Raw genomic sequence first — 14,273 nt, 5'->3', positions numbered from 1 at the left:
AATGAGATGCCCCTGTCTTGAAGGCTGTTCAAAACAGAAATGGACTGCGAACGTTTAGTCATTCAAGAATCCCACCCGTCACACCGTAAGGTGTAGGGCTTGCGGCTTTAGCCGTGGGAGTCTCAAAGAGCCTGATAAAAAAAGAAACGTAAGTAGGGGGTAAACCGTATAAAAGGGTACAAGACATCGAGGAGGATGCAAATTGCTGAAAATTATGTTTATTTTAATCTTTGCCGCAGCCATGTACTGGCTCATTCGCCACAGACTTCATGTCAAGCTTGCAGCTGATCTTGCAGAGAAAGCCTTGTACCCGGTTTCAAAGGATGAATTCGACACATTGCTGATCCCTGCAGACTGGAAAGAGATGAAGCCGATTACGAAGCAATCGAAGTCCTATCAGATGGTGAAGTGGGGAACCGCCGTTCTTGCGCTGTGTATGTTTGGAGTCGTTTGGCTCATATTGACGGCAGATTCTCCTGAATACTATGTTTTAAATATCGTGTACGCTTTTATCTCAATTATTCATCTTGTTAAGCACCCCGGGAACTTGTATATGTTGCCGGAAGGAATGATTTTAAATGGCCGATATTATGCTTACCGTAAAGTAAAAGGGTTTAGTGCAGAAGAAATCGATCGTCCTCACGCGCTATATGGGCTGGATTCACGTATCAATGGAGCCTTCAAGCTGACGGTCCGTTTAAAAAACCACTACAGCGGTGAGCGATTCGCTGTTGTTGAAGACGAGGGGCATCTGAATAAAATAACCGGTCTGCTCAAGCAAAAGGGGGTACCTGATTTATCTGTTTCACCCGTTCCTCCTGCAGAAGCAATCAAAAGCCGATTTTGAAAATGGTTTATCCCTGCATCAGCATTCTCTGCACTAGCTTCCTGTTTTTTTCTTTGAATCTTTCATTGTGGGATGAAACCATAGCGTGCTGCTGTGCGTCTGGCTGGACAAACTGCTTTGCCTTGTTCACAGCATTGGCCGCATCCTGAAAGGCCCCTGCAATTAAATGGAGTTTTCCATCGTGCTTAAGAATATCACCAGCCGCATAGAAACCGGGAACAGACGTCTCACTTGAAGCGTTGCCTGAAAGATAAAAGCTGTCAGCGATTGCAAGATCCAGGCTGCTGTTTTGGAGAAGTTCGGCATCCTGCTCATACCCGTGACTGACAATCACTTCATCGATAGACAGAGAGTAAACGTTCCCTGATTCCTGATGGCTTAGTTCAACACTGTCAATTTTTTCGTGGCTCCGCTCTGCGATTAGTTTTGTGATAGCGGTATGAGGCAGGCATTCGACCAAGCTGTTCATGACTTGGGAGGCTTGGGCTTCATGCCCGGCCAAAGCTTCTTTACGGTACGCCAAATATACCTTCTTGGCAATGGGCTCCAATTCATTTGCCCAATCGATGGCTGAGTTTCCTCCGCCTGAGATGATCACCGTCTTGCCTTTAAACTGCTCTAACGATTTCACCGTGTAATGCAGATTGGTAACCTCGAATTTTTCAGCGCCGTCAATGGCCAGCTTCTGAGGCTTTAGTATGCCGCTTCCTACCGCCGCAATCACCGTTTTTGAATAATGCATCCTGCCTGAAGCAGCACGCAGAACAAAAACCCCATCTTCCCTTTTTGCAACAGCTTCAATTTTCTCATTCAGAACAACTTCAGGATTAAACGTCAGCCCTTGTTCGATGAGCTGGTTCATTAGTTTAGCGCCTGGGAGCGGTGTAAGACCTCCTACATCCCAAATCATCTTTTCGGGGTATACATGGATTTTCCCGCCTAATTCCGGCTGGAACTCAATAATCTTAGTCTTCATTTCTCTTAAACCGCTATAAAAAGCAGAGTAAAGACCCGCCGGCCCTCCTCCAATAATGGTAACGTCAAACAGCTCACCCATGAGTACCTTCCCCCGATTCAATGTGATTGATTATCATTCTCACTCAAATATACCTGTAATAACGGTGCTTGACAACAAATTAATGATTGACAGTGTTATAAAAATAGATGAAAATGAGAAAAGATGCGACATTGATAATCATTATCAATGTCATTTGCCTATTTTGCTATAGAAAACGGGGGTTTCCATATGGTTCGCCTTTACACAGATAGCTTACAAATCAGCTATGGTGAACGAATGATCGTAAACAATCTCAGTGTAGAAATCCCGGACAAAAAAATCACAGCGATTATCGGTCCAAACGGCTGCGGGAAATCTACCCTTTTAAAAACCATCACGCGTGTAATAACCCAGCAATCTGGTGCTGTAATATTAGATGGAGGAAACATTTCCCAGGAACAGACGAAGGTTTTGGCAAGGAAGATGGCGATTCTGCCTCAAACACAGGAAAGCGCAAGCGGGCTTACTGTGGGTGAGCTTGTTTCTTATGGCCGGTTTCCTTATCAGAAAGGGTTCGGAAGGCTGTCAAAAAGGGATTTGGAAGTCATAGACTGGGCGCTTGAAGTTACCGGAACAAAGGATTTCAAATACAGGCCGGCAGATGCTTTATCAGGCGGACAGCGTCAGCGGGTATGGATTGCCATGGCTCTTGCCCAGGAAACAGACATCATCTTCCTCGATGAACCAACAACTTATTTGGATATGGCTCATCAGCTTGAAGTCCTGGAGCTGCTGCAAAAACTGAATGCAGAGCAGGGAAGAACAATTGTTATGGTCCTTCACGATTTGAACCAGGCAGCCCGGTTTGCCGATTACATGATTGCCTTAAAAGACGGGGAAATTGTAAAATGCGGGGAATGTGAAGAAGTCATCCATCCTGATATTCTAAAGAAAGTGTTTCAGATCGATGCAGAGGTAGGGCGCGATCCGAGAACAAACAAGCCAATGTGCTTAACCTATAATTTAATATAAGCAGGTTAAGGATCCGATGAAAAAATTCCGGCGGAAGCAGCGGGAAGACGGCGCCGCTTTTTCGCCAGGTTCCTGAAGTGAAAGCGAAAGAGTTCTGGTTATCTGCCCCTCTCGACGATTAGCTGTAATTCTATAAAAGGATTCTTGAAAGCACACCCAAAATTTGAGCAGAAAAGATGAGCAGAAATGAGAGAGAAAGAACGAAAATTTCCATATTTTTATAAACTGCTGATTGCTTTGGCTGTTTTTGCTTTTGTGTTTATTTATGCTATGGTCTCCGGGGCGGCAGAAACGACATTTTCCGATGTATGGAAGGCTCTGTTTACAGATGAATCCGGCGGCAAGCTTTCGATTCTTAGGGAAATCCGATTTCCCCGTGAACTGGCAGCCATCTTTGTCGGAGCCGGTTTGTCTGCAGCAGGTGCGATCATGCAGGGTATGACACGCAACCCTCTCGCAGACCCGGGTCTGCTCGGTCTGACAGCAGGAGCCAATGCAGCCCTGGCCTTGACATTGGCGTTCATTCCTGGAGCCAATTATTTTGTTATTATGGGCGCCTGTTTTGCCGGAGCAGCAGCAGGTGCAATGATGGTTATGGCGATAGGTGCCTCTCAAAAAGGAGGTTTTTCACCGTTTCGGATTGTACTGGCCGGAGCAGCGGTATCGGCCTTTCTATTCGCTATAGCGGAAGGGCTTTCCATTTATTTTAAACTATCAAAGGATGTTTCAATGTGGACCGCAGGCGGGATGGCCGGAACAACATGGACACAGCTTCAGCTTGTAATTCCAAGCATAACCGTCGGCATCCTGATCGCGATCCTCCTGTCGAAGCAGCTGACGATTCTCAGTTTAAGTGAAGAGGTTGCGGTAGGCTTAGGGCAGCGGACCGGTCAAATAAAAGCGATTTTGTTTATCGTGATTATCATTCTTACAGGTGCCGCTGTGGCGCTGGCTGGAAATATGGCCTTTGCAGGATTAATGGTCCCTCATATCGTCAGATGGATTGTCGGTACGGATTACCGCTATATCCTTCCAATGTCTGCAATTGGAGGGGCCGCATTCATGCTGCTGGCTGATACAGCGGCCCGCTTAATCAATGCCCCATATGAGACTCCTGTTGCGGCCGTCATTTCTATACTCGGATTGCCATTCTTTTTATATATTGTTCATAAAGGAGGGAGAGCTTTTACGTGATTCCTTCATCCCTTCTCAAAAAACAGAAGCTTGTGCTGATTGGGCTGGCTGTATGTATTTTCTTAACTGTATTTACAGGAATGGGGTTAGGATACTCCTCCATTTCTTTGGATCGTTTTGTCCCGGTCCTGCTCGGTCAAGGGACGTTTAAAGAAGAGTTTATCCTTTTCTCGATCCGTCTTCCGAGAATCGTGATCACCTTGCTTGCCGGTATGGCTTTGGCTCTTTCAGGCGTGATCTTACAAGGCGTTACGAAAAACGATTTAGCTGAACCAGGTATTATCGGAATCAATTCGGGTGCCGGTGCTGCAATCGCCATTTTCTTTTTGTTTTCTCCAATAGACCCTGGTACGTTTATCTATTTGCTTCCGTTTGTTGCATTTATGGGAGCCATGCTTACTGCCTGCCTGATTTATCTTTTCTCGTTCAGCAAACAGGAGGGCCTCCAGCCGGTAAGACTGGTACTCGTCGGAGTTGGTTTCTCTGCCGCCCTGTCAGGATTGATGATTGTCCTCATCTCGTCTGCAGAGAGGGAGAAAGTCGATTTTATCTCAAAATGGCTTGCGGGCAGTATTTGGGGGACAGATTGGCCCTTCGTGTGGGCTCTTCTTCCATGGCTGGTGATTCTAATCCCATTTTCTTTATATAAAGCCAACAGGCTTAACATCCTCGGGCTTAACGCCCAAACGGCAATCGGACTTGGGATTTCACTTGAGAAGGAACGGGTTGTTCTGCTGCTTGCAGCTGTAGCACTTGCAGCTTCTGCCGTTTCTGTGACAGGAGGAATTGCTTTTATAGGTCTGCTCGCCCCGCACATCGCAAAAGCAATACTCGGCCCAAGACACCAATTGTTCATGCCTGCTGCGATTCTTTTAGGCGGCTGGCTCCTGCTGCTGGCTGATACAATAGGCCGGAATGTAATCGAACCAGAGGGGGTACCGGCAGGAATCGTGGCAGCCATCATTGGAGCCCCGTACTTTATGTATTTGCTTATGAAAAAATAACAAGGAGCCGTACTCAAGACGAGTACGGCTCTTTCATGACCAAATTCCGTGGACTGCTCCAAGCAGGGTGAAAATAATGAGATGGTCACCGGCCGCGATGAAAAGAGCTCTTCTGCTCAGTAAGCCGAACAAAGAATTTTTCAAGTAAACGAGAGTGATGATCAGCCCTACTATGAAACCTGCAGCGGCTCCAGAAATCCATGTTTCGGCACCGGCCGAAACGACAAGAATTCCAATTAAAAGTGAACTGATGAACGCGATTGCAGCTGAGGCGGCATATTTGCCCGGCCCTTTGCTTTCATTAGCGGCAAATTCACCTTTATTTTTTAGTAAAATAGAATAATAAATGGCTCCATAGAACATGTATAGTGCACCGCCGGCTAAAATCGCCCAAACATTCATCTGTGTCCAGTCAATTCCCATATATTTTTCCTCCTATTCTATTTAGGTTCAATAGCAAGTGCGATGGCTTTGATCCTGCAATCAAGCTTGAGGGTTCCTGGCAGAGGTCTCACCTGAACCAGTTCAACAGGTTTTCCTAAGTATTTGAACCCGCTCCCGGGAAGCCAGAAGCTGTATAGTTCAGAATAACACTCAATCAGCATTCCCCGATCGCTGTATGGTACCGGCTCATCAAATTCATACAGCACATGCTTCCCTCCATGAAATGAGGACAGGTTCACACCCTCTGCGGTCCTGCTTTCTAGCTCTATATGACATTCGTACCGGCTCTTCTCTGGCGGGGTAATGTAAGGGTTATTCTTCGGATAACCAAGCATCAGCGCATCTTGATGTATAAGGTCTCTCGCGTTAGCCCAGTGATAGAGTTCCCCCCAAGTCTGGGGAATTCCGCTGATGTAAGAACCCATATGATGTCTTTTTTCAGTTTTGCAGGAAGGGAGATGAATGATCTGAACCTTGCTTAAGTCAAGCCACCTAAACTGATTATAGTGGTGAGGGGTCCATATTGCTTCTCTATTCTTGCTGAAAAGTTTCGATTTCTTGCTATCTTTATACTCACGCGGAAAGCGTGCCAAATAAGATCCTTCACGCCATTCTTTCGGACTGCTTTCAAATGCTTCCCTGAAAGAAGAGGTAAAATAAGATAATGATGAAAATCCGCACTGATGTGCCACATGAGTTACAGGAAGGTCTGGCTCATAAATAAGCAAATGGGCAGCATCCTCCAGACGAAGCCGCTTTACATAGGTGGCAGGGGTTTCGCCTGTCATCCTCTTAAACAGCCTCTGAAAATGGAAGGCCGAATACGTGGAGACGGCTGCAAGCTTTTCCAGCGGGAGAGCCTCCTGGATATTATCTTCTATATAATCGATGACTCGTTCTAAATGCTTCTGCTGATCATGTCGGATGTTCATTTCGGTTCCCTTCCTTTAAGAATTCATATCCATTATGGAGGTACGTGAACATAAACTCTACTCTTTTTTAATCTGATTCAAAGCTGCTTCCACTGCTTATGAAGCATGCCGGCATCTAAAATATGGCTGAAATGTAAAATGTATAAAGCCATTGACCTTCACGCTGCGTCAAGGTGTAATCTGAACTTATCAGGAGGTGAACACAGATGGAATATACTGTGCAGAAGCTTGCGAAGATTTCGGGAGTTACAGCCAGAACCTTGCGATATTACGATGAGATCCGCATTCTAAAGCCGGCTAGAATGAACTCGTCGGGGTACAGAATTTATGGGGCTGCAGAAGTAGATCGGCTGCAGCAGATTCTTTTCTACCGTGAACTGGGCATCAGTCTCGAACAAATTCAGGCAATACTGGCTGACCCTTCCTTCAGCGGAGCCAAAGCCCTTATAGAACATCGTGAAAAACTCCTGGAAAAACGGAAGCAGCTCGATTTGCTCATTTCCAATGTGGAAAAGACAATCGCAGCGGACGAAGGGAGAATAACCATGTCAGATCACGAAAAGTTCGAAGGCTTTAAACAAAAGCAGATAGACGAAAATGAGGAAAAGTATGGAAAGGAAATTCGCAGTAAATACGGAGAGGATGCCATTAGGCGGTCAAATGAAAAATTGAAAAACATGTCCAAAGAGCAGTACGAGGAAGTAACCCTGCTTGAACAGAAAGTGAAAACGGCATTAGCTGAAGCCTACAAAACAGGTGATCCTGCTAGCGCTGAAGCGCAAAATACAGTCCGCCTCCACAAGCAATGGCTCAATCACTACTGGGCAGAGTACAGCAAAGAGGCACATGCGGGACTGGGGGACATGTATGCAGAAGACGAACGGTTTAAAGCGTATTATGATGAGCAGCAGCCCGGACTCGCTGAATTTTTGAGAGATGCTATTTATGTCTATACCGGCCGGAAAAAGTAATTTGACATGAAACAATACGGGGCCTTAGGCCTCTGTACCTTTAAGTCCTGTTAAACAGCGCCGAAGCGAGGCCAAAAAATAGCCGGCAGATTAGTTTAGTCACCCAGCGCTCAGGCAATCTTGCCAGGCAAACAAGGTGCAGAGGGGCCATGCCATTCTTGCTGAAACCCTTATAGAAGACGAATAAAAAGGCCGCGCGGCATCAAAAGCCGCGCGGCTATTTTAAATAAGCAAACCGACAATTGCTGCTGATAAGAAACTGACCAAGGTAGCTCCGTATAGCAGTTTCATTCCGAAGCGGGCCACGACGTTTCCTTTTTGTTCGTGCAATCCTTTTACGGCACCGGTGATAATACCGATGGAGGAGAAGTTTGCAAAGGAAACGAGGAAAACGGATATGATCGCTGTCGTCCGTTCGGAAAGCTCTGTCATTTTCGACAGATCCAGCATGGCGACAAACTCATTGGAGACGAGCTTGGTTGCCATTATTGTACCGGCTTGTACAACTTCTGCTGCAGGTACTCCAATCATGAAGGCAAATGGAGCAAATACATAACCAAGCATCGTTTGGAACGTGATACCGAAAATAATGCTGAACAGGTCATTAATCGCTGCAATAAGAGCAACAAATCCAATCAGCATAGCTCCAACGATAATCGCTACTTTGAATCCGTCCATGATGTATTCGCCAAGCATTTCGAAAAAGGTCTGCTTTTCCCCCTCTTGAACCTGGACGAAGTCCTCTTCATCTGTAACCTCGTACGGGTTGATAAGATTTACGATAATAAATCCGCCGAAAAGGTTAAGCACCAAAGCTACAATGACAAACTTCGGATCGATCATTGTCATATATGCTCCAAGGATAGAGGCCGAGACCGTTGACATAGCTGATGTGCATAATGTGTACAACCGGTGATCCGGCAGGTATCCGAGCTGTTTCTTAACGGATATAAATACTTCAGATTGACCGAAAATAGCTGAGGCAACTGCATTATAAGACTCAAGTTTGCCCATACCGTTTATTTTGCTCAGGACCAATCCAAGGTATTTGATGATAAGCGGAAGAAGTTTAATGTGCTGGGCAATTCCGATTAAAGCGGAGATAAATACGATCGGAAGCAGGACATTCAGGAAAAAAGGCATTTCTTCTGCGTTTGCGATTCCGCCAAAAACAAAGTTGATTCCACTTGCGGCATACTCTAACAGTTTCGTGAATAAGGCAGAAATTCCTTCAATGATAAACAAACCAATGCCTGTATTTAAGAGGATGAAGGTTAAGATTATTTGAAGTACAAGCATGATGATGATCGGTTTATACTTAATTTGTTTTTTATTGTTGCTGACTAAATACGCCAGCAGCAGAACGACCGCAATCCCTAGTAGCGGAATGATGATATTCAATGCTGAAACCTCCTTATGTAGTAAACGAATGATGACAAGGGACCGTATAAGCAATTGCTGCATGTACTTATCTTTACCCAAACTTTCCCAAGCTAGCACACGGCTGCAGAAAAAACTGTCGATTAATGACGTCGAATGCCCTTTCCTATTATACTGATTTCCAACTAATAAGAAAGGGGTTAATTGAAAAAAATGAATTCGTTTTCTTAATAGGAACAAGTAAAAAGTCATAATCTTCCGCAAAAGTATGAAATTCAGAGCAAATTCCGGATATTGGAACGGCAATGAATCACAGGCTGGCTTATAGTAAAAATCTCACATTTACATAGGGCTATGGGTGAGAGTAATATAGACATGAAAATGTAAATGGCTTAATCCCGCACAGCGGGAGCGGAGGAACCAATTTTCAGGGGCTAATTCTATTTATAGAAGGGATGAAAGAACTCTTTCGCCATCCTGCCCGTCAGCTAACTTCGCAGGCTAAAGCGAAGGAGGTCACGAGACCGCCTTGTTCTAAAGGGCTTTTTATGCTGTTTTTTTCTGCAGCTTTTGCCTTTTGGAAATCGACGGTCTTTTTGTATTGCCGAACTATATACGAAATCAAAAAGGGGTTAATATGCAAAATGAACATAGCGTTTTTCTTGCTCCCAAAAAAAGAAGTCATTCACTTGCCCGTTCAATCGACCATGAGACAGGCGCTGGAAAAGATGGAATACCACCGTTATACGGCCCTTCCGCTTTTAGATGATGAAGGAAGATATGTTGCCACCCTTACGGAAGGCGACTTGCTTTGGAAATTAAAAAATACTCCCAACTTAACTTTTGACACGACGAATAGAATCAGTATCAGTGAAATAGAACTGCACCGAACGAACGAACCTGTTCCCATACATGCCAAAATGGAAGAGATTATTTCCAGGGCAATGGAACAGAATTTTGTTCCTGTAGTGGATGATCAGGGGATATTTATCGGTATTATCCGCAGGAGGGAAATTATTGAATATTGTGCGGAGCAGCTCTTTAACAAAATCTGAACATTTATGGATGTATTTCATATAAACCGATAGCTTCGCACTCGTAATGGGTTAACTGGCATCTATATGGAGACACTAATTCTCATAATCATTAGCTTACTGGGAGGATTATCGATGTCTGAATCTGAGTTCCAGATCTACTGCGAAACCGAATTTGCTCCATTGAAGCATGTTTTATTGTGCCCTGCGAAATATTTGAAAATTGAAGAGGTTATTAATGAGACACAAAAACATTATCAGCATGAAAAATTAAACACAGAAAAGGCTGCCAGGCAGCATAAAGAGTTTGTCCGGATTCTTGAGTCTCAGGGTATTGAGACGCACCTTCTGGAACCGTCTGAAAAGTACCCCGAGCAAGTGTTCACAAGAGATATAGGGTTTACGATCGGAAGGAAGATATTTATTGCCAATATGGAAATGGACATCAGGTTTGGAGAAGAAGCTTTATTAAAGGAATGGCTGACAAACGCAGATGCTGAATTCGTGGATTTGAAGGGGGCTGGAATTGAGGGGGGAGATGTCCTCATTCATGGCCGGACCGTTTATGTAGGGATCAGCGAAAGAACTTCCTCTGAGAGTGTTCCACTGCTTCAAAATTATTTGCCGGGGTATGAAATCGTTCCTGTTCCGATTAAAAAAGAATACCTCCATCTGGATTGTGTGTTTAATATTATTTCGGAAAATGAAGCGCTTTTATATCCACCGGCACTTAATCAGGATGAAATTGATAAGCTGTCGGCACGATTTAACATGATTGAAGTAAACGAAGAGGATCAATTCAGACTGGGTGTGAATGTGCTCTCGATCGACTATAAGAAGCTGATCGCCCTGCCAGGTAACAAGCACACAAATAATCAGCTGAAGAAACTTGGTTATGAAATCATCGAAGCCGATCTATCGGAAATTATTAAATCAGGTGGCGCTTTCCGATGCTGTACTCTTCCGTTGTTAAGGGGATAAGCTGCGCCTTTAGGCTATGCAATAAATAGCGGCTGCACCCATTCTCTTATTTCACACTTAAAGTAAATCCAACGTATCCCTCCCTCATGAAAAATCAACCCTGATATGGATCAGTGTTTTACCTGTAACGCATATGATCTACATAAAGAGGGGGGGAATGTTTATGAGGCGCCGTTTCACTGCTTTTTTGATTGACTACATAATCATAGTGGGATATGGGATGGTATTGGGTCTTTTATCTCCTCTGTTATCGCCTTTGTTTATGGGTAATGCGTTTACTGCGCATCTTAGCAGCTTTTTTATTTTAACGTTGCCTGTGTATTTGTACTTTAGCATTTTTGAAGCTTCTCCATTTCAGACGACCCTGGGGAAAAGAGCAGCAAAATTAAGAGTAGCGGGCTCAGTAAATACAGGGGTAAGTCTATCCAGGTCACTTGTTCGATCGATGATAAAATTTTTACCTTGGGAGATGGCTCATTTTGCCGTTTGGAGATTTTTTTTGCCGACCGATTTGCCAGAGCTGGTCATAATCATGGTTGCCTACGCTGCAAATGGTGCCGCCTTGGTTTATTTGATTGTCCCTTTTTTAAATCATGACAGAAAATTCATTCATGATTGGGCATCAGGAACCAGAGTGGCGGTGAAAGAAAGGAACTGACCTGGATTAGGCACCTCCGTTACTGGGTTTTGCAGTGGACTATGTCCCTTATATAGGCTTAGCCTCCTTTTTCCATTGCTTCATACAGTATATCTGCAAGATGATATGCTTTCATTTTATCGCTGAGCCCTTCCCGTTCAATCCCGAGCTGCATTTGCAGAAGGCATCCAGGGTTGGCGGTTGCGATTACCGCTGCATGTGAGGCTTTTGCCTGCTCCATTTTATGATCAAGAATTTGCATACTCATCTCTGATTCAACAATATTGTAAATTCCGGCTGACCCGCAGCAGCGGTCTGCATCCTTCATCTCCCTGAGCTCGGCTCCTTTAATGGCATGAAGCAGTTTTCTGGGAGCGGAGGAGGTGCGCATGACATTCTTAAGATGGCAGGAATCCTGATAGGTAATTACCCTGGAGGAGAGAGAAAGAGGGATGCTGTGATGAAACCCGCACTCAATCAGCACCTCTGTAAAATCCTTAAGTTTTGCGGAAAACGCTTCTGCCCTTTCCCGCCAGTCCGGTTCATCCTGCAGGAGATGACCATATTCAATAAGAAAGGCTCCGCAGCCGCCTGCATTGGTGATGATATAGTCTGCATTCAGATTCTCAAAAGCCTGAATATTTCGTTTTGCAAGCTCTTTTGCTTCCGCTTTTTCTCCGCTATGTCCGTGAAGGGCCCCGCAGCATGCCTGGTTTTTCGGAATGACGATCTCACAGCCAGCTGCCTGAAGGAGCTTGGCGGTCTTATTATTGGTGTCCATAAACATCGTATCCATTAAACAGCCGCTGAAAAAGGCCACACGTTTAGAGGCCGCTCCTTGAGAGGGCAGGAATTCAGGACGATTTTTCAATTCTTTCATCGGCGGTACGGGAGGGAGCACTTTCTCCATTGTCGCCAGCGTTTCAGGAAACAGCTTCAGAACCCCGATATTCCGGGCAATCTTCTGCAAGCCCGACCGCTGATAAAACCCAAGCAGACCGGTGATATTTCTCATCCTGCTCTGATGGGGGAACAAATGGTGGAATGCAGCCTTCCTCAACACCCTGACAGGAAGGGAATGCTTTTTATTTTGATTGATAATATCGCGTGCTTCCTCCAGTAAATGTCCGTACCTCACACCTGATGGACAAACCGGCTCACATGCCCGGCAGCCAAGGCAAAGATCCAATGACCGCTCCACATCTTCATCAGGTTCGATCAATCCATCGACGACGCCCTTCATCAAAGCGATCCTTCCTCTTGGTGAGTGGGCTTCGTCAAAGTCTGACTCGATATATGTCGGGCAGGAGGGAAGACAGAAGCCGCATCTCATACAGTTCAGCAGTTCATCTTCATTCATGCGCTGCTTGAACTGGTCTTGTATTTTTTCCCTTTCCTGTTCTGTTGTCATGATGACACGACCACCCTTTTTCTTGTGTCTTTCGCAAATACTTTCCCCGGGTTCATGATGTTGCCGGGATCCAGCGCGTTTTTAACAGCTTTCATTGCCGATATGCCAGCTGCCCCTAATTTTAATTCGAGATAAGGTGCCTTCATTTCACCGACTCCATGCTCTCCGGTAATGGTCCCGCCGAGTTCTATTGCTTTTTCAAATATTTCTGCAAATGCTTTTTCAACCCGTTCCATTTCGTCATTGTCCCGGGCATCGGCTGCAGCAGTTGGATGGAGGTTCCCGTCGCCTGCGTGTCCGAACGTACAAATCTGAACCCGGTATTTCAACGCAATTTCATTGATGGCTCTGACCATGTTTGCTATTTCGGATCTTGGTACAGTCGCATCCTCGAGAATGGTTGCAGGTTTCAATCGGGCAAGAGCGGATAAGGCTGACCGCCTCGCAGTCCGCAGTGCTTCTGCTTCCTGGTCCGTTTGCGCAAGCTGAACCGAAACGGCCTGTTCCTTTTTGCAGATGTCCGCCATTTTTTGCATATCCCTTGCTACAAGATCTTCAGGACCGTCCTGCTCTATAAGCAGAACCGCTTTCACATCCGTCGGCAGTCCAATATTGGCGAAGTCTTCGACTGCCTTCAAGGTCGGCTGATCTAAAAATTCAAGCGTTGCAGGAATGATTTTTCCGGAGATAATGGCTGAAACGGATTTTGCGGCTGCTTCCAGATCCTGATACATGGCGAGCATCGTGCTTTTTGATTCCGGCATTGGGATCAGCTTCAGTGTTGCCTCAGTTACAATTCCAAGTGTTCCTTCAGAGCCGACAAACAAACGGGTAAAATCATAGCCTGCCACGTCTTTCGCAAGCTTTCCCCCTGTCCGGATGATGTCTCCATTAGCGAGAACAACCTCTAAAGCCATAACATAATCACGGGTAACACCGTATTTCAGTCCGCGCAGTCCTCCGGAATTTTCACTGATATTTCCTCCGATTGTAGAAATTTTCATAGAGCTGGGATCTGGAGGATAAAACAGTCCAATTGCTTCAACTTCATGGATGATATCCAAAGTAAGCGCCCCAGGCTGAACTGTGACAGTCAGGTTTTCTTCATCGATTTCAAGAATTTTGTTCAAGTGCTTAAATAGGAGGACAATCCCGCCTTCTGTCGGGCAGGTCCCGGCACAAAGGTTCGTACCGGATCCTCTAGGCACAATCGGGACACTGTATTGTCCGCAAAGCTTGACTACCTGGGATACCTCTCCAGCAGATCTGGGTGATACGACAGCTTCCGGAAGCGCCTGGAAATTCGGTGTCGCATCATAGGAATAGACAAGACGGCTTGCGTTCGAGTCTTCTACGTTGCTTTTGCCGACAGCGGCAATCAATCTTTCTTTGAATTCTGCGTTCAGCAT

The 14,273-nt window shown here is 45.4% G+C and carries 14 protein-coding genes and 1 riboswitch; of the genes, 8 read left to right on the top strand and 6 right to left on the bottom strand.

The genetic code is table 11. The annotated features are described in order from the left end of the window. Positions 1 to 202: 202 nt before the first annotated feature. The gene (locus tag ACQCV8_RS16440) at positions 203 to 847 is read left to right on the top strand and encodes a hypothetical protein (protein WP_426846235.1); all 645 of its coding nucleotides are present in this window, start codon (positions 203 to 205) and stop codon (positions 845 to 847) included. 7 nt (positions 848 to 854) lie between these two features. Here ACQCV8_RS16440 and ACQCV8_RS16435 read toward each other — a convergent pair whose 3' ends face one another. Further along, entirely contained in the window at positions 855 to 1,904 is a 1,050-nt protein-coding gene (locus ACQCV8_RS16435; RefSeq protein WP_426846233.1) for an NAD(P)/FAD-dependent oxidoreductase, read from the bottom strand. A gap of 189 nt (positions 1,905 to 2,093) precedes the next feature. Between ACQCV8_RS16435 and ACQCV8_RS16430 the strand changes: the two genes are divergently transcribed. The 3 genes from ACQCV8_RS16430 (at position 2,094) to ACQCV8_RS16420 (ending at position 5,074) form a co-directional block, all read left to right on the top strand. Beyond that, positions 2,094 to 2,876 (top strand): ABC transporter ATP-binding protein, encoded by a 783-nt coding sequence (locus ACQCV8_RS16430; RefSeq protein WP_426846231.1) that lies wholly within the window; start codon positions 2,094 to 2,096, stop codon positions 2,874 to 2,876. A 186-nt stretch (positions 2,877 to 3,062) separates the two neighbouring features. Then, the gene (locus ACQCV8_RS16425) at positions 3,063 to 4,070 is read left to right on the top strand and encodes a FecCD family ABC transporter permease (RefSeq protein ID WP_426846229.1); all 1,008 of its coding nucleotides are present in this window, start codon (positions 3,063 to 3,065) and stop codon (positions 4,068 to 4,070) included. Further along, a complete protein-coding gene (locus ACQCV8_RS16420) occupies positions 4,067 to 5,074 on the top strand; it encodes a FecCD family ABC transporter permease (RefSeq protein WP_426846227.1) in 1,008 nt (335 codons plus the stop codon). The genes ACQCV8_RS16425 and ACQCV8_RS16420 overlap by 4 nt, the downstream gene beginning before the upstream one ends. Positions 5,075 to 5,107: 33 nt before the next feature. On the opposite strand, the gene ACQCV8_RS16415 is transcribed toward ACQCV8_RS16420, so the two are convergent. After that, a complete protein-coding gene (locus tag ACQCV8_RS16415; RefSeq protein ID WP_426846225.1) occupies positions 5,108 to 5,497 on the bottom strand; it encodes a DUF1761 domain-containing protein in 390 nt (129 codons plus the stop codon). A 17-nt stretch (positions 5,498 to 5,514) separates the two neighbouring features. Continuing rightward, a complete protein-coding gene (locus ACQCV8_RS16410; RefSeq protein ID WP_426846223.1) occupies positions 5,515 to 6,450 on the bottom strand; it encodes an AraC family transcriptional regulator in 936 nt (311 codons plus the stop codon). Between the two features lie 206 nt (positions 6,451 to 6,656). Here ACQCV8_RS16410 and ACQCV8_RS16405 point away from each other — a divergent pair, with 206 nt between their 5' ends. Next, positions 6,657 to 7,421 (top strand): MerR family transcriptional regulator, encoded by a 765-nt coding sequence (locus ACQCV8_RS16405; protein WP_426846221.1) that lies wholly within the window; start codon positions 6,657 to 6,659, stop codon positions 7,419 to 7,421. A gap of 222 nt (positions 7,422 to 7,643) precedes the next feature. On the opposite strand, the gene ACQCV8_RS16400 is transcribed toward ACQCV8_RS16405, so the two are convergent. Beyond that, entirely contained in the window at positions 7,644 to 8,822 is a 1,179-nt protein-coding gene (locus ACQCV8_RS16400) for a NupC/NupG family nucleoside CNT transporter (protein WP_426846219.1), read from the bottom strand. A gap of 358 nt (positions 8,823 to 9,180) precedes the next feature. After that, positions 9,181 to 9,319: riboswitch (cyclic di-AMP (ydaO/yuaA leader) on the top strand. A 126-nt stretch (positions 9,320 to 9,445) separates the two neighbouring features. Between ACQCV8_RS16400 and ACQCV8_RS16395 the strand changes: the two genes are divergently transcribed. The 3 genes from ACQCV8_RS16395 (at position 9,446) to ACQCV8_RS16385 (ending at position 11,474) form a co-directional block, all read left to right on the top strand. Further along, on the top strand, positions 9,446 to 9,856 hold the full coding sequence (locus ACQCV8_RS16395; protein ID WP_426846217.1) for a CBS domain-containing protein: 411 nt from the start codon (positions 9,446 to 9,448) through the stop codon (positions 9,854 to 9,856). A 114-nt stretch (positions 9,857 to 9,970) separates the two neighbouring features. Then, a complete protein-coding gene (locus ACQCV8_RS16390; RefSeq protein ID WP_426846215.1) occupies positions 9,971 to 10,816 on the top strand; it encodes a dimethylarginine dimethylaminohydrolase family protein in 846 nt (281 codons plus the stop codon). A gap of 163 nt (positions 10,817 to 10,979) precedes the next feature. Next, entirely contained in the window at positions 10,980 to 11,474 is a 495-nt protein-coding gene (locus ACQCV8_RS16385) for an RDD family protein (protein WP_426846213.1), read from the top strand. 58 nt (positions 11,475 to 11,532) lie between these two features. On the opposite strand, the gene ACQCV8_RS16380 is transcribed toward ACQCV8_RS16385, so the two are convergent. Together ACQCV8_RS16380 and glcD are read right to left on the bottom strand one after the other, a co-directional pair. Next, positions 11,533 to 12,864, bottom strand: coding sequence for a (Fe-S)-binding protein (locus ACQCV8_RS16380; protein WP_426846211.1), 1,332 nt, complete (start codon positions 12,862 to 12,864; stop codon positions 11,533 to 11,535). Then, on the bottom strand, positions 12,861 to 14,273 hold the full coding sequence (gene glcD / locus ACQCV8_RS16375) for a glycolate oxidase subunit GlcD (RefSeq protein WP_426846209.1): 1,413 nt from the start codon (positions 14,271 to 14,273) through the stop codon (positions 12,861 to 12,863). Before glcD ends, ACQCV8_RS16380 begins: the two co-directional genes overlap by 4 nt.

The organism is Metabacillus sp. 84, assembly GCF_050107715.1.
Classification (GTDB): domain Bacteria; phylum Bacillota; class Bacilli; order Bacillales; family Bacillaceae; genus Metabacillus_B.
This window is presented reverse-complemented; position numbering and strand designations above follow the sequence as displayed.